Source organism: Mesorhizobium sp. M0174 (assembly GCF_040322275.1).
Classification (GTDB): domain Bacteria; phylum Pseudomonadota; class Alphaproteobacteria; order Rhizobiales; family Rhizobiaceae; genus Mesorhizobium.
Window position 1 is genome coordinate 211,986 of the sequence record NZ_JAMYTB010000006.1, and the last position, 22,430, is coordinate 234,415.

Here is a 22,430-nt window from a genome sequence, read left to right on the forward strand (position 1 = left end):
TCGCAAGCCGATGACGTGCAAGGATCCGGTTCGGCATTGACTGCGGTCGGGAACGAAGCCACAGACAGGTGATCGAAACCGTTTCGCGCTTCAAGACAACACGAAGACCGGACGGGATCGCAACGGGCGGCGACGAGATGATTGCAAAGAAACGAGTATCAACTGCCCCAGCATATCCGCTGATCAAGCGTCTGATTGGCGAAAATCTGCCGCCGCACAAGATGCTGTATGTGACAGGTTTGCTGTGCTCGATCGCTGCTGCTGCGGCGACCGGGGCAGCGGCCTGGATCATGAAAGTCATGATCAACACCATCTATGTCGAGCGAGACGCTGCCGCTGTATCGGGTATCAGCGTCGTCATCATCGGCATTTTCCTGGTCAAGGGCATAGCTGCCTACTGCCAGACCATCACCACGGGGAAGATTCGCCGGGCTATCGTTTCAGACCTTCAAAACCGTCAATTTTCCCGAATGGTGTATTTCGACATCAGCCGTTTCGCGAACCAGCATCCGGCAAAATTTATCTCCAAAATCATGTTCAACGCGCGCGCCGGGGCGACCGTTATTCTCACCCTCACGAGCAGCGCCGTCTCTGATCTGCTGACACTGATTGCGTTGGCCAGCGTCATGGTCAAGCAGGACCCGGTGATGTCGCTGATATCCGTGGCGGTTCTGCCGATGCTGTTCCTATCAGTCGGCGCGATAACCAGGAAGCTCAAGGCGCTGGCGAGGGGCGAGACGGAATTGGCCGCACAGGTCCAGTCGATCGGCACGGAAGCCGTCGAAGGCATCCGCACCATCAAATCCTTCCAGCTCGAGGACAAGGCGGTTGCCAGCTTTGCAAAGGCCGTCCGCAAGATGGAAAGACGTGGCATCCAGATCAACCGGACGTCAGCATTGATGAGCCCATTGATGGAGACCGGCGGCGGCGTGATCATCGGGCTTTTCGTTATGTACGCCAGCTGGCAGACCCTCGGCAACGGCAAGACGCCCGGCGAATTCATGGCCTTTATTACCGCGTTCCTGCTTGCCTATGAGCCTGCCAAGCGGTTGGCCCGGGTCAATGTCGACATCCAGAAGCAAATGGTCGCCGTCGAACAGATGTATGATTTGATCGACACGCCCGAGCAGCGGCGACGTGCAATCGCGGGCGAGCGCCTGGCCGACGTCGATGGTGGTATCCGCTTTGAAGATGTGGCCTTTTCCTATGACGGCAACAGCCCCGCGCTCGAGGGTGTTTCCTTCGACGTGCGACCTCGTGAGAAGCTGGCGATCGTCGGCCGCTCCGGCGCCGGCAAGACCACCATCGTCAATCTGATCCTGCGCCTGATGGAGCCGGACAAGGGCAGGATCCTGATCGACGGAAAGGACATTTCGAAGATCAGCCTGGCCGACGTTCGCGACAATATCGCACTGGTGTCACAGGACGTCTTCCTGTTCGAAGGCTCGATCCGCGACAACATTCGCGACGGCCGCCCGAGCGCCACGGATCAGGAAATCGAGTCCGCTGCGAACCTCGCCCGGGTCACCAGCTTTGCTTCGGCGCTCGAAAACGGGCTCGACACGCTTGTCGGGCCGAGCGGCACTAATCTGTCGGGCGGGCAGAAACAGCGCGTCGCCATCGCACGCGCCCTGCTCAAGAATGCTGCGGTAATCGTCTATGATGAAGCGACATCGGCGCTTGACGGTGAAAACGAACGGGCAGTCATGGAGGCAGCCTTCGACAACACATTTCAGCGCACAGTGATCTGCATTGCGCACAGGCTGTCTACAATTAAGGCGGCCGATCGTATTCTCGTGTTTGACGCCGGACAGCTTGTCGATGCTGGAACGCATGACCAGCTTGCCAAGCACAGCGAGATATATCGTTCGATATTCCACCTGGAGGCGCCCGATCCGATGGTCGAAAGCGGCAAAAAGCTGCGGCAGAGCATATTGCGCTGAGGGCCGATGACCAGCTTTTATCACGGTTCCTATGTTCGGTATGTGATTGGTGGACTGGGCCTTCAGGTGCGCCGGTACAAAAAGGCGGTGCGCAGGTTGTTTTCCGGCCCCAAGCAGCCGCGGTCCATTCTTGAGCTGCAAGCCAAGGTTGAGGCCCTGATCGTTCGCAGGGACTGGAAAGGCCTTGAAGCCGGTACCAATGAGATAGCTGTCGCGGCCGATCATAATCGCGACCCGGAGCTGATGCAGAAGGCGGGCCAGGCATTCGAACGGCTTGGCAACTTTGCGCGGGCAGCTGAGCTTCGGCTTTCCGCTCGCCGGCTGCGGAAAGGGAAAAGCGCGAACGAGTGGACCGGCGAGAATCTCGGATCGGATACACTGCTGATCGACCTTGTGGAGGATGACCCGCGCAGCCTTGGCCGGGTTATCCGCCACGCGCGACTGGCCGGCGCTGCCGCTGCCTATGCGCAAAGCGCAACAATCCGGGTCGAGCCGCGCCTGGTACCAATTCTGCAGCGAACGTTCCCGAAGGCGACCGTGGTCCCGGCGCAGCGGGATGTGGTCGCCAACAAACGTGCGACTTTCGAAGATCTCGCCTGGGTGTTCGGACGCGATGCCGAAAAGCTTGCTGCCGACTTCGTGCCGCTGCGGGCAGATCCTGAACACGTCGAGACATTCCGCAAGCGCTATCGGGCGATGACGGATCTGCCGCTGGTCGGCCTCTCCTGGGGCAGCAAATCCCACACCAAGGACGTGCCTGATTTTCCTGAATGGGCACGGTTCATCGCCCAGACACAAGCGACCTTCGTTTCGCTCCAGTACGGACAGATCAAGCCGGCGTTGCGGCGCCTTCGCAGCGGCAATGACGCGCGTCTGATCTTTGACGACGGCGTCGACCAGATGGTCGACATGGACGGTTTCGCGGCACAGGTCGCCGCACTCGATGCTGTCGTGACGATCAGCAATACGGCGGCCCATCTTGCCGGAGCCCTTGGCGTGCCGACTGTTTTCCTCATCGACGATAATTTTCAGACGGCATGGCCGGTGACCGGCGACCGGACACCCTGGTATCCGAAGGGCATTGTCATTCGCAAGGAGGGGCGCACTTGGTCGCTGGTGCTCGACGAGGCCGGCCGGCGGCTCTCATCGATCCTGACGGCGCTTTCCGACGCTCCCCGAGGACGATAGAACATCGCCGTGCAGAACAGACGAACCGTCCTTCAGAAAGCAAAAACCGCCGATCTGCGCCCGCAAGGCGCCGCCGGCAAGCGGCTGCAGAAGGTTCTCGAGCGGGCAAAGGAACTTCTTAGACGGCCCTCGCGCCACGCCGACGAAAGTGCCGAAAGGCATATGAGGCTGATGGAGGAAAGCGTGCAGCGTGGTGACTGGCAAACTGCTCGCGACCATGCACTGGCGCTTGGCGCGCTTGGTGAGCAGCTTGGCGATCTCGGCCTGATCAAGAAAGCGGGGCGCGGACTGAGGCGTCTCGACGGAGGAAATCGCATCTGGCAGTTGATGGCGGCGAGCAAGCAGCGCGGCAGACCCGATTGGGATGGCAGTGATCTTGCGGGTCGCACGCTTCTCGTCGATCGTCGCGAAGGCGACCTGGCGATCTTTTTCCAGTTCGCGTCGCTGCTTGGTCCAGTCGTCGCGGCTGCCGGTCGATGCATCGTCTTCGTCGAGCCGCGACTGGCACCGCTTTATCGCAGAACATATCCTGCGCTCGATGTCAGGATTGAAGGGGAAGAGGACATGGCGGCAGTGGACGCCGATGTCGTTGCCGGTTTCGAGACACTCGCAAAGCATTTCTGGCCGGACGACCCGGCGGCACGCGCGCCCTTCGTTCCGCTGGAGCCGGACCGCCGACTGGTTGCCGAGCTGCGCGGCACCTATCTCGATGGCGGCCCAGGTCCCCTGATCGGATTTGCCTGGGGAAGCCTCAACAAGAGCAAGGATCTGCCGGCCCTGGACGACTGGCGGACGCTGTTCGCCAGCCTGCCGGGGCGCCTCGTCAGCTTGCAATATGGCGATGTCGGGCCGGCCCTCTCCGAGTTTAAGCGCCACGCGCCGGGGCGCATCATCCATGATGCTTCCGTCGATCAGTTGACGGACATGGACCGCTTTGCCGCCCAAATCGCGGCGCTCGACGCGGTGGTGACGATCAGCAATACCGGTGCCAACCTGGCGGGAGCGCTCGGCGTGCCGACGGTTGTCATGCTCGACGACGGGTTTCGACTGTCCTGGCCTGCCTTCGGCGAGACCGTCGCCGCATATCCGAGCGTTCGACTGGTCCGAAAAGGCGGCCGAGCCTGGGCGTCGGCAGTGCAGGAAGCAGGCGGACGCCTCATGCAAATCATCGGCGGAGCTGGCGATGGAAGGTAGCCTACTTCTCGGCCGGTTGCGCCGCGCTGTCGCGCTTGCAGGCTACAAATACAAGGTCTGGTTCCGACGTCACCGGCGGCAGCTCTTCCTTCGCTGGCGTGACGGCGACATTGCCGATCAGATGGCGGATTATCGGCGGAGCGTCGAGTCCCGCGATTGGCCGGCGGCACTGCCGAAAGCCCTGGCTCTTGGATCCATTGCAAAATCGAGGGGCGAGGTCCACCTGCTCGACGAGCTCAGCAAGGCGCTGATGCGGATGGGCGCCTATGGCGCAGCCGCCGAACTCAGGATTGCACGACGCCACATCGTCAACGGCCGCGTCGATGGCGAGTGGCTGGGCCAGGATATTTCTGGCCAGACGTTGCTGATCGATCTGATGGAAACGGAAAAGCAGGGTCTGGCCACCGCGATCCATCATGCGAGCTCCGTCGGCTGTGCCCTGGCGCGCGCCGCCTGTTCGATCGTCCTTGTCGAGCGCCGCCTGGTACCGCTCTTTCAGCGCACTTTTCCAACTGCCGATGTGCGGCCGGTCGGCGCTGGCGGCAAGGCCGTCTATGCCGAGGCGCAGGCCTTCGCCGGCGTCCAGCATCTGACTGCCGTTTTCGAGACCGACGAGGCAACGATCCGCGAGCATTTCGTGCCCCTTAAGCCGGATCCGGCCCGGGTCGCTGAACTTCGCGCCCGCTACCGGAAGGAAGGGCGGCCGTTGGTCGGTATCGCATGGGGCAGCTCCAATCCCGGCAAAGACCTGCCGCCGCTTGCCGCCTGGCGAAACCTGATCGGCCGCCCGGACCTCCGGTTCGTCTCGCTGCAGTACGGCCAGATCGAGACCGATCTGAAGATCCTGACCGACGGTGAGCCGGAGCGCATCCTTTATGACAGATCGGTCGATCAGCTCGTCGACATGGACCTTTTCGCCGCGCAGGTTGCCGCGATGGACGCCGTGGTGACCATCAGCAATACCGGAGCGCATCTGGCGGGCGCGCTCGGCATCCCCTCGGTTTTCATTCTGGGCGACGGCTTCAAGCGCTCCTGGCCGGTCGAGGGCGACCGCACGCCCTACTATCCATCGGCCGTGCTGGTCTCGAAACGGGAACGCCCCTGGTCCGTGGTGATGAGCGAGGCCGAGGCCATCCTGGCGCCATGGATCACAAAAGTGAGTGGCTAATGCATGTCGTCCGAAAGCGCGTCACTGAATACGCATCGACGCGATCCGCATTAAGCGTTCGGCCGACGGATCGCGGAATGGAGCGCCCGTGTCGAACACTCGTCGCAACAGGCCAAAAAACATAAGGCATTCCGAACCGGGATATAGTAAAGGCCAATTCGCCCCGCAGAGGATCGCAATTCTTGCCGGTATTTCTGCCTTGTGTTCGAATCAGCCGTAGGCTTAGGCGCCCAGTAATGGGGTTGGTCTGGCCGGCAGCGGTTCGGGCGCCAGCTCTGATAATCTAAAGGAGGTCTCTCCCATGTCCTTTCTAAAATTTTTCCAGGCCAAAGCGCCGGCTCTTCCTCTTATCGTATCCTTTCCAAAATCAGGGCGCACGTGGCTGCGTGTCATGCTGGATGATCTCGGGGTTGAAGTTCAATACATTCACGACGGAACCGACCACAAGTTACTTCGACCAAAATCGAGCCTCAAGGAGAATAAATCTCGATACAAGAAGAGAAGAACAATAATGCTTGTTCGCGACCCAAGAGATACGGTGGTCTCAGGGTACTTTCAGGTTCAGAAGCGCCACATGCTTCCAGCCGGATCGTTCAGTGATTTTATCAGAAGCGACAATCATGGGATTGAAAAGATCATCAGGTTCAATCTGCAATGGTTCGCAGCCATGCCCCGGATGCGCGAAATCCGGTATCTTCAATATGAAGATATGCATCGGGATACGGCTGGTGTCCTTCGCGCGATCCTTGGATTCCTGAACCAGCAGGCTGACGATCAGACGCTTGTCGACGTGGCGAACAACCGAACCTTCGACAAGATGAAAGTGAGTGAATCGACCGGTGATCTGTCCGATCGATACGGCAAGATATTACAGCCGCGCGATGCGAATGATCCCGAAAGCTTCAAGGTGCGCAAGGGTAAGATAGGCGGTTACGGCGAATATCTTTCCGAGAACGACGTGGCCTATTGTGACGAGCAGTTGGCCAAGTTCGAATATTGGGAGAAGCTGGACAAGGTCTTTAGCACGAACGGCTTGTGCTATGCTCGCGTCGATAACCGCGCCCGGGTCGCCTTGGGTTAGGGGGCATTGCCGACATGGTGATGCGGACCGGATTCATTTGCGGCTGCGGCCATAGCGGGACGACGTTGATTGCAACGATCCTTGCGTCGCATCCTGACGTCTACCTGCCGCTCCAGGAAACCAACATTTTCTTCAAGTGGACGCCACTGGCCATGTTCCGCTTCTGGAAACTGAAGCGGGCGGCGCGCGAGGCTGGAAAGAACGTGCTGCTTGAAAAGACGCCGCGGCATATCCGCCGTGTGGCCCGCATTCGCCGGCTCGTGCCCGGCGCGCGTTTCATCATGCCGGTGCGAGACGGGCGCGACGTCGTGGCGTCGCTGACGAAACGACTTGACGACCCACAGGAGGCTCTCGACCGCTGGATCAACGATAATGCGCTGGTTCTCGCGGAACGGGGAAAGCCGGATGTGCTGATCTATCGCTATGAGGATCTGGTCGAGAAACCGGCCAAAGTGGTCGAGCAGATATGCGGCTTTCTTGATGTGACCTTCAGCCCGGATCTCCTCGACTACCACAAGAACCCGCAGCAATGGTTCAAGCCGACCGACGCCAGCGTCGAGACGCCACACGAGGTGCTCCGGAACCACCAGGTCAATCAGCCAATCTATGACGGGAGCGGGAGATGGCGCTCCGAACTTGGAAACGCCGAGTTACAGGACCTGGTACAAGGACGAGGTGCCCAGCTCATGAAAGCGTTCGGTTATGCATGATGTTGGTTCGGCATCTGCCGGAGTGCCGTCTACCAATCAATTTTGTCGATCAAACCCGTTTGGAATAGGCTGTGAGCGCCTTCGTACAGCATTGACTGTTCGCTCATCGCGCTGAGAGCGGCTTTACCGCTCGATACCTCATGATACTGGCGATATTTGGAAGCGCCGTTCCAATACTGACCTTCCGCCACCGCGACCTGCGCCTTGTCGTTGAAATCGGCGAAGAACTTGAAATGAAGCAGGCCGGCCAATCCCTTTATATAGTTTCGCCAGTAGGGCAGCGGTGCGTGAATCGACGTAAAAATCGTCTGGCGATCAACATATATCAGAGGAAACTTGGTCAACTTGTGCTGCCTGGCGAAAAGCCGGGTCCTCGGGCCGCCTGTGATCTTGAGATGCCGGGGGCTCCTCGTCACCTCATAGCCGCTGCCGTCGAAATGGTCCGCAACCTGCCATGGCGGCACGATGGGATCGAAGGGTACGTCCCAGATGTTTCCGCTCGGATACATGTCGATCATCGGCGCCAGCAGGCGTGTCATTCCGCGCCGCTTGAGCCAGGCGGCCATCGCGCCGAGCGGATTCTGATCCATGCCGTCATAGACAAGATATTCGTCCGCATCGACGGTCAGATACCAGCGAGGCTGACCATAAATCTGCACAAGACGCTGCCGCCAAAGGTTTCCCAGGTCCGACTGAGAATAGGTGAGCGGCGAGCTGAATAGATCGACATCTGGCTGCTCGGCCAGAAGCTCAGCTGTTCCGTCGGTTGAGCGATCATCGAGGACGGCGAATCTGGTGACGCCGAGCTCGCGATAGTGCTTCAGGAACGGGCGTAGCCTGTCCGCCTCGTTGCGGATGACGAGGATCAAAGGCAGGTCATTCACTTTGAGGGGCGTTATCGGCCGCAGCGATGACACTTCTGCCCGTCTTCCGAAGGTGTGTCTCAGCCGATATATGGCGGTGTCGGTAATCGTCCGGCGGACAATGGCGGGCCAGGTTGCTTTGCTCAAGCCGTCGATTCCCCCTCATAGCGGTCACTATCCGGCTGGAGCTGGCGCTGATCCGCTGTTTGCAGTTAATTTCTACATGCAGCACCGTCAGGCAAATCGCAAGCAGTCGCGGACAATGGACACAGGCCTGTTCTGAGTTCCGCGAGTGAGCTCTCCAACTGTTGCCGATGCGCGCTGGCCTCTATAGACATCGTCAGATGGCAACAAGGCCGGAGCCCTGACCCAATGCATGCCGGCATTCGTGGCATCGAAAATCAATTCGACAGGCCGATCCTGTTCGTGCGCCAGCGTTATGCGCCCTTTGGCGGCGGCGAGATCATGCTGGAAAACATCATGGCTGCATTTGCCGCGCGTCAGCGGTCGGTGGCCGTGCTCTCCGGCGACTGGCCGCGCTATGAAGGCATAGAATTCATCCATTGCGCCGGCCGCCGCTTTCCGCGTTCGCTGCGGGCGGCGTCCTTTGCTCAAGCCGCCTGCCGCAAGATCGCCGAGATGCCACCCGCGCTGGTGCAGAGCAACGATCGCCTCCCGTGCTGCGATGTTTTCCGGGCCGGGGAGGGCGTTCATGCCGCCTATCTTGCCGAACGGCGGCGTTTCGAGACGCGGCTTGGCAGGGCGGCAATGGCGCTGAGCCCCTTTCACCGCCAGACGCTGCGCCTCGAGCGCGCAACCTATGCCAGCCTACGGCTCAAAGCTGTCATAGCGATTTCGAAGATGGTCGCCGAGGACATTGTCCGTCACTATGATTATCCGGCCGAAAATGTGCACCATATTCCCAACGGGGTGGACCTCGACCGCTTCAATCCGCAACTGCGCCAACAGCATCGGGCCGCGCTCCGCGCGCGGCTCGACGTCGACGAAAACAGGCCGGTCGTCCTGTTTGTCGGCTCGGGCTTTGCGCGAAAAGGACTGCTTGCACTGATGAAGGCTGTCGCCACGCTCGATGGCGAGCCGGAATTGTGGGTCATCGGCCATGATTCGCGCGCCAACGCCTTCAGGCAGGCCGGTAACAGGCTCGGTCTCGGCGCACGGCTCAAGATGCTGGGGCCGCAGAAAGACATGCTGCCGTGGTACGGCGCGGCCGATATTGCCGTGCTGCCTTCCATCTATGATCCTTTCGGCACAGTGGTCATCGAAGCGATGGCCAGCGGCTTGCCCGCCGTGGTAAGCACCGGCTGTGGAGCGCGCGAGCTTGTCGAGCGGTTCGAGCCGACGCTCGTTTGCGATGCGGCCAGCGAAAGTGACCTCGCAGCAGCGCTCGCCCACGCGCTGCAGTTGGCGTCACGACCTGAAACCGGAGCCCGGGTGAGAGCGGCGGCCGAACACTATGATTTCAATGTCATGATCAAGCGAATGATGGCGCTGTATGAAAGCCTTGATCTGAAATGATTTTCGACTTTGTTGAATAGATTAGTACCCTCAATGTGCTAACGGGCCGGGAGCCGATGCTGCAGATGCATTCGAATGACAGTGGCAGCTTTGATGCCGGAACCTTCTGACCGTGCCGGCGCTCTCGGTCATTATCATCACCCGCAACGAGGAGGCGTCCATCGCGCGCTGCCTTCGCTCGGTGGATTTTGCAGACGAAATCATCGTTCTCGACAATGACAGCAGCGACAGCACCAGGGAGATTGCCGGTGACTTGGGGGCCAAGGTTTTGATGACCCTTGATTGGCCCGGTTTCGGCGCGCAAAAAAACCGTGCGCTGGCCGCGGCAACGGGGGATTGGATCCTCTCGCTGGATGCCGATGAGTGGGTGGAGGCGCCGCTCGGCGCGGAAATCAGGGCCGCAATCGCCGACCCAAAAGCCTATGACGGCTTCGAAATACCGAGAAGATCGCGCTTTTGCGGGCACATTGTCCGCCATAGTGGCTGGTCGCCCGATCTGGTGCTCAGGCTCTTCCGTCGCCGCTCCGGGCGCTTCAGCGACGACACCGTGCACGAGAAAGTAGTGCTGAACGGAAAGGTCGGGCGATTGTCCCAGCCGATCGAGCACGACTCGATCACCGACCTGGCAGATGCCCATGACAAGATCGGCCGGTACGCAGAAGCATCCGCCGCGCAGCTGCTTGCCGAGGGCAGAAAAAGCTCGATAGGCAAGGCAGTTTTGCGTTCCGTCTGGGCCTATGTGCGCAGCTATATTTTCCGGCTGGGATTTCTGGACGGTTCCATTGGTGCGATGGTGGCCGCGTATTCGGCCAGCTACACCTATCAGAAATGGGCGCGTGTCGCATTGGAAATGCGAGGTCAGGTCCACCCAAAAAAGCAAGGCTGAGGCCAGGACAAATCTGTGAGAAACCGGCTCGGTTGACCGCAATTGTTGCCGAGCCATCGCCAACTAGTTAGTGTACGACCGTTAAAATCGAAAGCCAGGGTAGTGAATATGACTGATGCGTTTAGGGTATTTATCGGATGGGACAGCCGTGAGCCGATCGCGTACGACGTCGCGCGACACTCGCTGCTCAAACATGCGTCGGCGCCTGTCTCCGTCATTCCGATCAAACAAGACGAGATGCGTGCCCGCAGGCTGTATTGGCGGGAAAAAGATCCACTCGCCTCGACGGAGTTCACCTACACGCGCTTCCTCACGCCTTTTCTCGCCGACTACACGGGTTGGGCCCTGTTTTGTGATTGCGATTTTCTGTGGCTTGGTGACGTCGCTGGCCTGCTGAAATATACGGACTCGGACAAGGCGGTCTATTGCGTCCAGCATGACTATACGCCGAAGGCCACAACCAAGATGGATGGCGTGGTCCAGACATCCTATCCTCGGAAAAACTGGTCGTCGCTGATGCTGTTCAATTGCGCGCATCCTTCGGTCAAATCGCTCACGCCAGAGGTCGTGAATCAGGAAAGTGGCGCCTATCTTCACCGAATGCAGTGGGTTGCCGACAAAGATTTGGGTTCATTGCCGGTAGAGTGGAATTGGCTCGAAGGCTGGAACGAAAAGCCTGCTGTCGGCACACCTAAGGCGGTCCACTATACGAGCGGCGGCCCGTGGTTTGCCGAGTGGCAGAATGTCGACTATGCCGACTTGTGGATAGCAGAACGCGACGAGTTCCTGGCTTCCGATCAGGCAGAATCTTCTCAGAGCGCAGTTCGATAAGAGCATCGTGTTTGGCAGGTGACCTGGGCGCTTCCGAAGTGGCATCGGCGTCGGCAACAACGCGTGGTGCCGCCTCGGGGCGGGACCGGGGCAGATTGCGCCTAGGAATCTGGCGGTTCCGGCTGGGGAAGCATGACGCGCTGAGATAAGGATCAGCTCGCGGCAATATGATCGGTTTGGGGTCCGTCAGCTCTTTCATCGGCCTAGCCGGCACGCGAAGGTCGACCATGTCGTCACTGCGAAGACGCCTCGATCGTTTCCTGGAAAACCGCGGGCCTAAAATACCGCGGCTGCGGCTGAACCATGTCGAGCGCCTGGCGCTGGTCCGTCGCCATGGTGATTTTTCCCTTGCCTATTCGACCGCCGTGCAGAAGGGGCTTCACTACTTCGGCGATGCCCAGGGCTACATCGCTTACGGAACCAAAACGCGACATCACTTCGCGCTCGGTGATCCAATGGCTGCCCCGGCCGATCGGCGCGACTATATCGAACGTTTCATCGAGGTTGCCGGCAGCCCGTGGTTCGTGCAGATCGGCGAACAGACGGCGCACGTGCTTGCCGGACTTGGCTATCAGGTCAACCGCCTCGGCGTCGACACCAGGCTTGTCCTGCCCGGCCACGACTTTTCCGGAAAGCGCAATGAGACAGTGCGTTATTCCGAACGCTGGCTCTTGAGGAAGGGGTTTTCCTTCGCGGAGGACAATGGGACCGTCTTCCTCGACGAGATTGCCAGGCTCTCCCAGAATTGGCGGGCCGACCGCATCGTCAAGCGCTGGGAGATGAGGTTTCTCAACAGGCCTTTTGCCGATCACCTTGGCGTCGATATGCGCCGTTTCGTCCTGCACGGTCCGGATGGAGAGCTCGTGGCCTTGCTGGATTTCGATCCGCTGTTCAGCGACGGCAAGGTCATCGGCTACACCACCTCGTTCAAGCGCAAGCACATCGATGCCTCGGCGCATGCCGAGATCGGCCTGACCAAATTCGCGGTCGACCGCTTTCGCGACGAAGGTGTTTCCGTGGTCACCCTCGGCCTGTCGCCGCTTGTCGAAATCGGACCTAGCGGGTTTGCCGAAAGCGATTTCTGGCGGCGCGCCTTCCAGCGTGCCTATGAATCGCCGTGGGTCAATCGCACCCGCTTCAACCTGCAGGGGCAGGCGGCCTTCAAGCGCCGGTTCCATGGTGTCGAAGAGCCGACCTATCTCGCCTTTCGCAAAGGGACCTTTTTCGAAGCGCTTTCTTTGCTCCGGCTGATCAGGGCCGTCTAGTGCCTGGTGGATGAGGGCTCGTCATCTCCCAGCATGGTCGATACCACGCCGGCCAGGCTTGGTTGTTTAGGTGGGAAAGGAAAGCCGTGTCGGGAAGCAAAGGACCGGCTGCGAAGCGCCGGACCATTCTGCTGCGTCCCCCAGTCCCGCCGGCTACTTTTGGCAGCCCGAGAACGGCTCCACATCAGCGGGCGCCATGGGGCGGACTCACGGTTGCTGCTGCGTACCGCCAGGAATAACGAGAGTACCCTGGCCCGGCCTTGAGTATCTGAAGCCTATGAAGAACAAAGCAACGATGATCAAACAAATGACGATGACCGCGACGACGCTGCCAGGATGGTGTCCGGTATCTGGCGGTTGGACCATTGCCTTCCCGTATGGCTATCGCCGCTGACCTTCTTCATCTTCCAACCGAGCATGACGACTGTCAATGGATACAGGAGTTGCGCCCGCCATCCAATCAGCCGACTGCAGCGTCGATCACGTTGCGCGCTTGCCGACCGAAGCTGATGATGGGCCTAACCGCGGCTTGCTCCCAAGCACGCTTCCATCGCTGCGAAGCGTTGAAGGGCGGCGATCCATCGCGGCTTAGTCAGGCCGGAAACAGGAATGCAGCAGCCGGATCGAAAAAGACCTGCCGGGTGCAGGGCGACACGCGATTGCATGGCGGCGGAGGTCGGCCTGATGTCAACCTCCTGTCCAGCGGCGATGCGCGCGACGATCCGCCGGCGCTCGCCGTAAAATGCGATGTCGACGATCTCGACATTCAGTTCCGCGCTCGCCGGGCTCCGCTCCATGCTAAAGGCTTCGGGCCGGATCATCAGCCTGGTCTTCTGGCCTTTGCCGAACGTGCCGTTGGCCCTGACGCCGGATATGACCGAACCGTCTGTCATGCGGATCGTTGTCGTGCCGTTGGTGGTGCCGAGATGTTCGGCAGCGAGGAAATTCGAATTGCCGATGAAGCCGGCAACGAAATCGGTCGCCGGCCCGAGATAGAGATCCTCGCCGGTGCCGGTCTGCTCGATGCGGCCATCCTTGAACAGGGCGATTCGGTCCGACAGATGCAGCGCCTCTTCCTGATCGTGGGTGACGTAGAGAATAGTGATGCCGCTCTGGCGATGGATGCGGCGGATTTCGCCCTGGATTTCCTCGCGCAGCTTCTTGTCGAGCGCCGACAATGGCTCGTCCATCAAAAGGATCGGAGGATCGTAGGCCAGCGCCCGGGCCAGCGCGACGCGCTGCTGCTGGCCGCCCGACAGCGCACCGGGTAAGCGCCCGGCAAAGCTTTCGAGCCGCGCCAGGGCCAGCATGTCGGCGACCTTTTTTTTCTTCACCTCGGCGTCCGGCCGGCGGCGAACCCGCAGCGGAAAAGCGACGTTTTCGGCCACCGTCAGATGCGGAAACAGCGTGTAGCGTTGGAACACCATGCCGATGTTGCGCTTGTGCGAAGGCACTGCAAGCAGTGATTTTCCTTCCAGCAAGACATCGCCGGAAGTCGGGTCCTGAAAGCCGGCGATCGCCGAATGACCGAAATCATGGATGCAATCCGGTCGCGCAAGCCGGACGAGGCGGCGGCGCGGCGGCATGTCGAACGCGTGGCAGATCGCCCGCAACACGCTTCGCCTTGGCTGACTGGTATGCCGCCGGCGGTGCATCGTTCCACGGCAGGCATCTAACTGGTGCGTACAGTGACATTGTGACATGCCAATTTGCTTTCAGTTGCGGCGGCAAAATCGTATATCGCGTTAGTTAGGTGTTGTATCTCTTGCCAAATTGCTCTGTCATTCGAACGGAGTGTCGGACGGATTGAGACAGAGAAACTAGAAAAATGAATATGTTACGCCACAAAGTTGCCGTGGCCCCGATGATGGACTGGACGGACCGGCACTGTCGGTTCTTCCATCGCCAGCTGACGCGCGAGGCGCTGCTCTACACCGAGATGGTGGTGGCCGATGCGGTCATCCACGGCGCACGCGAGCGCCTGCTTGGCTTCGACGACAGCGAGCATCCGGTGGCGCTGCAACTCGGCGGCGCCGATCCGGGAAAGCTGGCCGAGGCGGCGCGCATCGGCGAAGCCTTCGGCTATGATGAAATCAACCTCAATGTCGGCTGCCCGTCCGACCGCGTCCAGTCGGGCACCTTCGGAGCCTGCCTGATGAAGGCGCCTGTGCTCGTCGCAGATTGCGTTGCGGCGATGAAGGCGGCGGTGAAAATACCGGTTACCGTCAAGTGCCGCATCGGCGTCGATGAGCAGGATCCGGAACCGGCACTCGATGCGTTGGCCGATGGTGTTTTCGCGACCGGCGCCGACGCGCTGTGGGTGCACGCCCGCAAGGCCTGGCTGGAAGGACTGAGCCCAAAGGAAAATCGTGACATCCCCCCGCTCGACTATGACCGCGTCTATCGGCTGAAAGCCAGAAAACAAAACAAATTCATCGGCATCAACGGCGGCATTCAATCTCTCGCAGAGGCGCTGACGCATCTCGACCATGTCGATGGCGCCATGCTCGGCCGCGCCGCCTATCACACGCCAGGGATACTGACCGGCATCGATGCCGCGTTTTACGGCAGCACGGCTGAGTCGTTCGATTTTGCCGCGCTGATCGATGCCATGGCGGATTACGCGTCACGCCATATCGAGCAGGGCGGACGCCTCGGGCATGTCACCCGGCACATGGTCGGGCTGTTTCACGGCCTGCCCGGTGCACGCCGCTACCGGCAGATCCTCTCCACCGAGGCGACACGGCCGGGTGCCGGACCGGAGGTGCTGAAGTCAGCCTTCGCCGAGGTCGATTTCGGCAGGGCCGCAGAGGCGGCCTGAGCAAACTTAATCCCGCAAGATCATGCGATCGCCACGGACGTCGAAACCCGACAGCGAGCTAATGAAATTCATGCCGAGCAGGCTCTGACCGAGGGTGCCGGGTGCGGCGATCATGATGGGCATGTCCTTGCGCACGATGCCGCCGATCGACAGTTCGTCGCTTCGCACCGCCGCTGCGCGCGTCATGCCGTTGGCGGTCGAGATCGGGATGGTGAAGTGGAGAGCCGCCGAATTGAACCCGGCCGCCAGAGCGTCCTCGGCGGTCAGCACTGTGCTGGTCGCGCCGGTATCGACAACCGTCAGGATCGGCGTGCCGTTGATCGTGACGCGCGCTTCGAAATGGCCGCTGCCGGCCTTGTCCAGGGTGACGGTGGCATGGCCTTCTTCCACGCCCAGCGCCAGCGGACTGCCGGGAACAAGGCCGGCGGTGACGCGGCTGGCGAAATCCTGCAACTCATAGCGGTACTGATAGCCGGCTATCAGCGCCAGCACGATGGCGCCCCAGGCGCCGAGGCTGCGGGCCATGGTGCCCAACGGCCTGCCCGATCTGAGCAGGCCGGCGCCGACGAGTGCCGCTAAGGCGCCAAGCCAGATCAACTGGCTGAAATCGTAATTCTCAATGCCGAATGTACTGCCGGCGGAATCGTTGAGCATGAGCAGGAGTACACCTGCCCCGATCGCGACGATCAGAATCCACAGCAGTCGGTTCATCTCTGCGGCCGGTTCACGAGAGGGCGTCGCGTTCGCGTGCCATGCGGCTGCGACGGGTTTCCCGGCGGGGGCGTCGCTCGACCGTTTCCAGCCTTGCCGGCAGCTCGGCCATCACGCTGCGGCGGGTTTGCGGGGTCATGTCGATCCAGGCTGCGATTTCCTCGCGCGTGCGCCCGCAACCGAAACAGAAGCCGGTTTTCATGTCGATCGAGCAGACCAGGATGCACGGGGATTCAATGGCCGTCATAAGGATTTCCTTGGCTAGCCTCCACATGGTGCAACGACAAAGTCAATGCAAGCCCTCCGGGATGCGCCGCCAACGGGTGCGTTCGCGTCAATACCTCGAAGTTGTGCCGAGGTTGTGCCGGCCCGCCAAGGCGGCTATGCCGCTCCCCAATTCACAGGGACGATTGCCATCGACATGACCAGCGCACTGCCTTTCGACGATTTTCGCGACCTCCTGGTGAGCCTGCCGCCGGCAGATATGGTTGCCAACACCCGCGTTCGCCAGTTGTTTGCCAAGGCAGACAAGCCCGAAGGCTCGCTTGGCCGCATCGAGGACATCGCCGCCTGGCTCGCCGGCTGGAGCGGTCGCTCGCCGCCGGCGTTGACTCGACCATTGGTGGCGATCTTTGCCGGCAATCATGGCGTCACCCGCCACGGTATTTCGCCGCGCCCCGCCGCCGCTACGGCAAATGCAGTCGAGCTCTGCGCCGCCGGCGGTGCAGCGATCAACCAGATCTGCATCGCCAACGATCTCGGCTTGAAGGTGTTCGATCTGGCTCTGCAGATTCCGACAGCCGACATCACCGAGGATGCGGCACTGGACGAGCGCGGTTGCGCCGCCACCATGGCCTTCGGCATGGAGGCGATTGCCGGCGGCACCGACCTGCTTTGCCTTGGCGACCTCGGCGTTGGCAATTCGACTGTCGCCGCGGCCCTTTGCACCGCACTGTTCGGCGGCACCGGCGCCGACTGGGTCGGCCCCGGATCAGGGGCCGACGCAGCGATGCAAAGGCGCAAGGCGGAGGTGGTCGATGCCGCGGTCGCGTTTCACGGCGCGAGCCTGAAGGACCCGCTGGAAGCGCTGCGCCGGGTCGGTGGACGGGAATTCGCAGCGATCTGCGGCGCCATTCTGGCGGCGCGGATGCAGAAGATCCCGGTGCTGCTCGACGGGTTTGCGGTGACTGCGGCCGCTGGCGTCCTACATACCGCCAACCCCGCCGCGCTCGATCACTGTCTCCTCGCAAGCCTGTCGCCGGAGCCTGGCCATGCCAAGGCCGCCGAGCGCCTCGGCCTTCGCCCGCTGCTCGATCTGGGCGTCAGTCAAGGCGAGGGGGTAGGAGCGTCGCTTGCCGCCGGCCTGGTCAAGGCGGCCGCGCTGACCAGCTCCGGCATGGCAGCCGCGGTCGGCGGTTAAGCATTCAGCGCCGGCGCGAAGCAACCGCCTTGGTCGGCAGCGCCGGCAGTTCCTCCATCACCCGGCTCAGCGGGAAGATGGCGATCGCCTCGGTACCTTCGCGCAGCCGGGAATGGAGCTGGAATTCGCCGCCATGCATGGCCAGCAGGCCTTGCACGATCGGCAGGCCAAGCCCTGTACCCTGTTCGGCGCTCTTGATGGCGATCGAGCCCTGGCCGAAGGCCGAGAGCACGATTGGAATCTCGTCTTCCGGTATGCCCGGCCCATTGTCCTTGACGGAGAGATATTGCCCGCCGCCCGCCGTCCAGCCGACGCGCACGCGGATTTCGCCGCCGGTCGCGGTGAACTTGATGGCATTGGACAAGAGGTTGAGCACAATCTGCCGCACCGCGCGTTCGTCGGCAAACAGGCGCGGCAAGGCGTTTTCGAAATCCTGGACGATGCGGATGTCCTTGTTGCGCGCCTTCAACTCCATCATGTGGCAGCAATCCTCGACGACGGAAAGCAGCATCATCGGCTCCTCATTGAGCTGATAACGGCCCGCTTCGATGCGCGACAGGTCGAGGATTTCGTTGATCAGGTCGAGCAGATGCTGTCCGGAGTCGTGCACGTCACGGGCATAGTCGCGATATGTCGGGTTGCTCATCGGGCCGAGCACCTCGTTGGCCATTACTTCGGAAAAGCCGAGAATGGCGTTGAGCGGCGTGCGCAGTTCGTGGCTCATCGAGGCCAGGAAACGCGATTTCGCCAGATTGGCGTCTTCCGCCCGCCGCCGTGCCTCGTCCGACATCGATTTCGCCGTCTCCACTTCGGCGATCAGCGCATCCTTTTCGGAGCGGAACGAAAACAGCATCAGCGAGGAACGGTTGAGCTGGCGCGCCACATAGGCGAAGAACGGCAGCGACGAGATCAGCAACCCGGCCATGATCACTTCGACCGGCATCCATAATTTTGCACTGGCATAGGCATAGATGGCGACCGGGAGGGCGAAGGTCGCCAACAGCGCACCGCGAAGGGACGATGCCAGGATCGCGGTTGCCGACATGGCGAGCAGCAGCACCACCGCCTTGGCGACCTGGAACTGATCCATTTGGCAAGTTTCGCAGCCGAGCCATGCGAACCAAGCCCAGCCAAGCCCGCACAGAAAATGGCCGATCAGGAAATCCCTATGCGTTTCCAGCGGGTTGAGCTCGGACGCTTGAGTGACGCGTTTGGCCATGAATGCAACGATGGTATAGCAGATGAATGTGAACAGCGCCCAGACGCCGATCTCCTTGCCGATGCCCGCGAGCAAGCCTGCCGCGGCCGTTGCCAGAACGAGCAGCGGAAGGACGATCACGCCGCCGGTCATCGAAAGCGCGTGGAGCTTCAACAGCTCGCGGTCGAAGTCGGGATTTCCGGCTTGCTGCGAAAGACGGTCGCGCGTCTTGCGCACCGCGCGCGCGACATCGCTGTTGCGATGGCGTTTCCTGCGGTCCACAATAAACTTGTCCGCCGTGGTCGAGCGTTGCAGGGGCATGAAGTCTTCAATTTACACGGGCAGCAATTTCAAATCGTTAAGCTACGTTCGAATGATTAACCAACGGTTTGCCATATGAGCCGTTCGTGGTCGCGATGGCCGCGCCAGCGAGACTATGCGCCACGTCCGCGAAGCCTGTGGCGCCGACTAATGGACTATGGGCTGACACTCATCGTGCTCGGCCTGGCGATCCTCCTGGCGGCGCGCCTCGACCGGATCGAGACGCGCAAGACGGAGGGCGCGGCCACCGTCAATGACGGCGATAGCATCACGCTCGGCGGCGAGCGTATCCGCATGCGCGGCATCGATGCGCCGGAATATTCGCAGATCTGCCGCAAGGACGGTGCCGACTATCCCTGCGGCAAGCTCGCGCGGCAGTCCCTGGTGCGGTTGATCGCCGGCAAAGCCGTCTCCTGCAGCGGCTGGCAGCGCGACCGCTACGGCAGGCTGCTCGGCGACTGCAAGGCCGGCGGCAAGGATCTCAACCGCGCGCAGGTCGAGGCCGGCTGGGCGGTCGCCTTTGGCGATTTCGAGACCGAGGAAGCTGCTGCGCGCGCGGGCAAAGCCGGCATCTGGGGCGGAACTTTCGACGAGCCGAAGAACTGGCGCGAGAGCCACGGCCATGAGCTGGTCGAAAGAAAGCACGGTACCTTGGCGTCGATCGGCGACGCCTTGCGCGAAATTTTTCGCTTCTGGTGAGCTGTCGCCTATAGTTCGTCGAGACGGACGAGGAGGATAGAGATGAAGCTGTTCGACGGCGGGCGCGCGCCCAATCCACGTCGGGTTCGGATTTTTCTGGCCGAAAAGGGACTTCAGGTTCCGCTGATGCCCGTCGACATGGGCGCGCTGGAGCACAAAGAGCAGCCGGTCAGCTCGCGCAATCCGCTGAAGCGTCTGCCGGTGCTCGAGCTCGACGACGGCACAGTCATCACCGAATCCGTCGCAATCTGTCGTTACTTCGAGGAACTGCACCCCGAGCCGGCTTTGTTCGGGCGTGGCGCGCTCGGCAAGGCGATCGTCGAGATGTGGCAAAGACGTGTGGAGTTCAATCTGTTCGGCTGCGTCGCCGCGGCGTTCCGGCACATCCACCCCGCAATGAGGGAATGGGAGATCCCGCAAATCCCCGAATGGGGCGAGGCCAACAAGCCGAAGGCGATCGAATTCCTGAGATTTCTGGACACTGAGCTCGCCGGCAGGGAATTCATCGCCGGCGATGCCTATTCGATCGCCGACATCACCGGGCTGGTCGCCATCGACTTCATGAAGCCGGCTCGCATCAAGGTACCCGAAGAGTGCACCAACGTGCTGCGCTGGCATCGGGAAATCTCCAGCCGGCCGAGTGCCGCCGCCTGACAACGAGTTCCGAATGAGCGAAGAGCTGGAAGCCTTGGCGGCGAGGGTACGCGCCTGCCGCATCTGCGTCGATAACCCGGCCGCCAGGCCGCTGCCGCACCAACCGCGGCCCGTGCTCAGGCCATCTTCGAGTGCGCGTATCCTGATCGCCAGCCAGGCGCCGGGTACCAAGGTTCACATTACAGGGATGCCGTTCACCGACGCCTCCGGCGACCGGCTGCGAAGCTGGCTGGGCGTCGGCAGCGAGGAATTTTACGACACGGACAAATTCGCCATCGTGCCGATGGGCTTTTGCTTTCCCGGTCAGGACGCCAGGGGCGCCGACCTGCCGCCGCGCCGCGAATGTGCGCCGGCATGGCGCACATCGCTGATGGCGCTGATGCCGCAAGTCGATATGGTGCTGACGATCGGCATCTACGCGCAAAGCTGGCATATGGGCGCGGCGCGCCGTCCCTCGCTGACGGAAACGGTCATGGATTGGCGTGCCATCTGGGCGGCGGCGACCGACCCGAAAGTCCTGCCGCTGCCGCACCCGTCCTGGCGCAACACCGGCTGGCTGAAGCGCAATCCATGGTTTGAAATGGATTTGCTGCCATTTCTGAGATCGGAAATCCGCTATCGCCTCGGCTAGGCATCCAGCAAGAAATCACTCGCTTTCGTACTGTGCGGCAGAATTTCTTTCTTGTAATAGGCTCGAACAAGAGGGATTATGGTAATCCATTCCTCGAAGCGCGTCGCGCATGAGGGGACGCGCGTTAAATTCTTGTTTTTATGCATGTCGTTGTGCCAAGGCCGCTGCGCACTTGGACGACTTGCATCAGGGGAGCACCCAATGGACCGCCTTGATAGAAAAATTCTCCGCCTCCTGCAGGAGGATGCGACGCTTGCAGTCGCCGACGTCGCCAAGAAGGTGGGCCTGTCGACGACGCCGTGCTGGCGGCGCATCCAGAAGCTCGAGGAAGAGGGCGTCATCAAGCGGCGCGTCGCCATCCTCGATCATGAAAAGGTCAATGTGCGGGTCACGGTGTTCGTCTCGATCCGCACCAATTCGCACAGCCATGAATGGCTGCGGCGCTTTTCGGAGGTCATCCAGGAATTCCCGGAAGTGGTCGAATTCTATCGCATGAGCGGCGACGTCGACTATCTCTTGCGCGTCGTGGTGCCCGATATCGCCGCCTACGACGCCTTCTACAAGCGGCTGATCGCCAAGATCGAGATCCGCGACGTGTCGTCTTCCTTCGCCATGGAGCAGATCAAATACACGACCGAGATGCCGCTGGATTACATGATGCTCGACAAGGAGTCCGGCGCGAACGCCGCCTGAGATTCTTCTGTTTAGTTCTTCTTTTTGTTGAGGAAACTCCAGGGCGAGTTGACCGGCAGCGTGATCGTGTCCGGCACGGTGTCGACATTGACCACCTCGGCCTTGCGCACGGTGTAGCCCGACTGGATGACGCTGACGCCGTCAAGGATGAAAAGCTGGCTCTTCTCCATGCCCGGCCGTAATGCGCCGGTCACCGAAACCGGCTGGTAGGCCTCGGACATCCTGTAAGGGTGTGCAGGCGTGACGAGGACGATCTGGTTGGGCGGCGGCGTCGGCATGTGGCTGCAGGCTCCCGTCCACGGCACCAGCAGGAATTGGTAGACGAGATCACCGTCGCGATCGACCGGCAGCGCATAGCCCGCGAGCTGCACGGTCTTGTCCTGCAAGTTGAGTGAGAGCGTCTCGCCATGATCCGGCATTTTGGCCGCAATCATTGGCAGTCCGACGCTTTCGGCGGCTGCCTGGGTCGCCGGGCGCAGATCCTTCCAGAAAATATGCATCGTCCCGGCGCAAGCGCTGTCTGCCACAATGGACACGAACACCGCGGCCGCCAGGATCGCTCCTGAATTGAGACGGTTGCTCATTGCTGCTCCACTGTTGAGCCTTGACCTTGCTGC

The 22,430-nt window shown here is 61.1% G+C and carries 20 protein-coding genes and 2 pseudogenes; 16 read left to right on the forward strand and 6 right to left on the reverse strand.

Annotation, left to right across the window (positions count from 1 at the left end; translation table 11 throughout):
* Window positions 1–230: 230 nt before the first annotated feature.
* The 6 genes from NKJ13_RS15150 to NKJ13_RS15175 all read left to right on the forward strand — a co-directional run bounded on the left by NKJ13_RS15150 (window position 231) and on the right by NKJ13_RS15175 (window position 7,284).
* Window positions 231–1,943: an ABC transporter ATP-binding protein gene (locus NKJ13_RS15150; protein ID WP_352777869.1), complete on the forward strand. Its 1,713-nt coding sequence runs from the start codon at window positions 231–233 to the stop codon at window positions 1,941–1,943.
* Between the two features lie 6 nt (window positions 1,944–1,949).
* Window positions 1,950–3,131, forward strand: coding sequence for a glycosyltransferase family 9 protein (locus tag NKJ13_RS15155; protein ID WP_352736511.1), 1,182 nt, complete (start codon window positions 1,950–1,952; stop codon window positions 3,129–3,131).
* Between the two features lie 9 nt (window positions 3,132–3,140).
* Entirely contained in the window at window positions 3,141–4,325 is a 1,185-nt protein-coding gene (locus NKJ13_RS15160) for a glycosyltransferase family 9 protein (RefSeq protein ID WP_352736509.1), read from the forward strand.
* Window positions 4,315–5,493: a glycosyltransferase family 9 protein gene (locus NKJ13_RS15165; RefSeq protein WP_352736507.1), complete on the forward strand. Its 1,179-nt coding sequence runs from the start codon at window positions 4,315–4,317 to the stop codon at window positions 5,491–5,493. The genes NKJ13_RS15160 and NKJ13_RS15165 overlap by 11 nt, the downstream gene beginning before the upstream one ends.
* A 301-nt stretch (window positions 5,494–5,794) precedes the next feature.
* A complete protein-coding gene (locus NKJ13_RS15170) occupies window positions 5,795–6,574 on the forward strand; it encodes a sulfotransferase domain-containing protein (protein WP_352736505.1) in 780 nt (259 codons plus the stop codon).
* Between the two features lie 14 nt (window positions 6,575–6,588).
* Window positions 6,589–7,284 (forward strand): sulfotransferase family protein, encoded by a 696-nt coding sequence (locus NKJ13_RS15175; RefSeq protein WP_352777871.1) that lies wholly within the window; start codon window positions 6,589–6,591, stop codon window positions 7,282–7,284.
* 29 nt (window positions 7,285–7,313) lie between these two features.
* Here the strand turns inward: NKJ13_RS15175 and NKJ13_RS15180 are convergent, their stop codons facing one another.
* Window positions 7,314–8,294 (reverse strand): glycosyltransferase family 2 protein, encoded by a 981-nt coding sequence (locus NKJ13_RS15180; protein WP_352736503.1) that lies wholly within the window; start codon window positions 8,292–8,294, stop codon window positions 7,314–7,316.
* 225 nt (window positions 8,295–8,519) lie between these two features.
* Here NKJ13_RS15180 and NKJ13_RS15185 point away from each other — a divergent pair, with 225 nt between their 5' ends.
* The 4 genes from NKJ13_RS15185 to NKJ13_RS15200 all read left to right on the forward strand — a co-directional run bounded on the left by NKJ13_RS15185 (window position 8,520) and on the right by NKJ13_RS15200 (window position 12,665).
* Window positions 8,520–9,683: a glycosyltransferase family 4 protein gene (locus tag NKJ13_RS15185; RefSeq protein WP_352736501.1), complete on the forward strand. Its 1,164-nt coding sequence runs from the start codon at window positions 8,520–8,522 to the stop codon at window positions 9,681–9,683.
* A gap of 112 nt (window positions 9,684–9,795) precedes the next feature.
* Window positions 9,796–10,569, forward strand: a complete 774-nt coding sequence (locus NKJ13_RS15190) for a glycosyltransferase family 2 protein (protein ID WP_352736499.1) — start codon at window positions 9,796–9,798, stop codon at window positions 10,567–10,569.
* Window positions 10,570–10,677: 108 nt separating this feature from the next.
* Window positions 10,678–11,400: a glycosyltransferase gene (locus NKJ13_RS15195; protein ID WP_254817270.1), complete on the forward strand. Its 723-nt coding sequence runs from the start codon at window positions 10,678–10,680 to the stop codon at window positions 11,398–11,400.
* A 227-nt stretch (window positions 11,401–11,627) separates the two neighbouring features.
* Entirely contained in the window at window positions 11,628–12,665 is a 1,038-nt protein-coding gene (locus NKJ13_RS15200; RefSeq protein WP_352736497.1) for a phosphatidylglycerol lysyltransferase domain-containing protein, read from the forward strand.
* 592 nt (window positions 12,666–13,257) lie between these two features.
* Here the strand turns inward: NKJ13_RS15200 and NKJ13_RS15205 are convergent.
* A pseudogene (locus NKJ13_RS15205) lies at window positions 13,258–14,185 on the reverse strand (ABC transporter ATP-binding protein); the annotation flags it as partial.
* Between the two features lie 308 nt (window positions 14,186–14,493).
* Here NKJ13_RS15205 and dusA point away from each other — a divergent pair.
* Window positions 14,494–15,486, forward strand: a complete 993-nt coding sequence (gene dusA, locus NKJ13_RS15210; protein WP_502899804.1) for a tRNA dihydrouridine(20/20a) synthase DusA — start codon at window positions 14,494–14,496, stop codon at window positions 15,484–15,486.
* 6 nt (window positions 15,487–15,492) lie between these two features.
* Here the strand turns inward: dusA and NKJ13_RS15215 are convergent, their stop codons facing one another.
* Window positions 15,493–16,197 carry a TIGR02281 family clan AA aspartic protease gene (locus NKJ13_RS15215; RefSeq protein WP_352736491.1) on the reverse strand — a complete coding sequence of 235 codons (705 nt, stop codon included), beginning with the start codon at window positions 16,195–16,197 and terminating at the stop codon, window positions 15,493–15,495.
* A gap of 13 nt (window positions 16,198–16,210) precedes the next feature.
* Window positions 16,211–16,444: a DUF1289 domain-containing protein gene (locus tag NKJ13_RS15220; RefSeq protein WP_031193575.1), complete on the reverse strand. Its 234-nt coding sequence runs from the start codon at window positions 16,442–16,444 to the stop codon at window positions 16,211–16,213.
* Window positions 16,445–16,618: 174 nt separating this feature from the next.
* On the opposite strand from NKJ13_RS15220, the gene NKJ13_RS15225 reads away from it, so the two are divergent.
* Window positions 16,619–17,617 (forward strand): nicotinate-nucleotide--dimethylbenzimidazole phosphoribosyltransferase, encoded by a 999-nt coding sequence (locus NKJ13_RS15225; RefSeq protein WP_352736489.1) that lies wholly within the window; start codon window positions 16,619–16,621, stop codon window positions 17,615–17,617.
* A gap of 4 nt (window positions 17,618–17,621) precedes the next feature.
* Here NKJ13_RS15225 and NKJ13_RS15230 read toward each other — a convergent pair whose 3' ends face one another.
* Window positions 17,622–19,136: a sensor histidine kinase gene (locus NKJ13_RS15230; RefSeq protein ID WP_352508413.1), complete on the reverse strand. Its 1,515-nt coding sequence runs from the start codon at window positions 19,134–19,136 to the stop codon at window positions 17,622–17,624.
* A gap of 75 nt (window positions 19,137–19,211) precedes the next feature.
* Here NKJ13_RS15230 and NKJ13_RS15235 point away from each other — a divergent pair, with 75 nt between their 5' ends.
* The 4 genes and pseudogenes from NKJ13_RS15235 (at window position 19,212) to NKJ13_RS15250 (ending at window position 21,813) form a co-directional block, all read left to right on the forward strand.
* Window positions 19,212–19,835, forward strand: a complete 624-nt coding sequence (locus NKJ13_RS15235; protein WP_352736487.1) for a thermonuclease family protein — start codon at window positions 19,212–19,214, stop codon at window positions 19,833–19,835.
* Between the two features lie 42 nt (window positions 19,836–19,877).
* Complete coding sequence (locus NKJ13_RS15240; RefSeq protein ID WP_352508415.1) at window positions 19,878–20,489, forward strand: glutathione S-transferase; 612 nt, start codon at window positions 19,878–19,880, stop codon at window positions 20,487–20,489.
* A 13-nt stretch (window positions 20,490–20,502) separates the two neighbouring features.
* Window positions 20,503–21,120, forward strand: a pseudogene (locus NKJ13_RS15245) (uracil-DNA glycosylase family protein); the annotation flags it as partial.
* Window positions 21,121–21,321: 201 nt separating this feature from the next.
* Entirely contained in the window at window positions 21,322–21,813 is a 492-nt protein-coding gene (locus NKJ13_RS15250; protein WP_023675006.1) for an Lrp/AsnC family transcriptional regulator, read from the forward strand.
* Window positions 21,814–21,824: 11 nt separating this feature from the next.
* Here NKJ13_RS15250 and NKJ13_RS15255 read toward each other — a convergent pair whose 3' ends face one another.
* Window positions 21,825–22,397 (reverse strand): DUF3299 domain-containing protein, encoded by a 573-nt coding sequence (locus NKJ13_RS15255; RefSeq protein ID WP_352736485.1) that lies wholly within the window; start codon window positions 22,395–22,397, stop codon window positions 21,825–21,827.
* Between the last annotated feature and the right edge of the window lie 33 nt (window positions 22,398–22,430).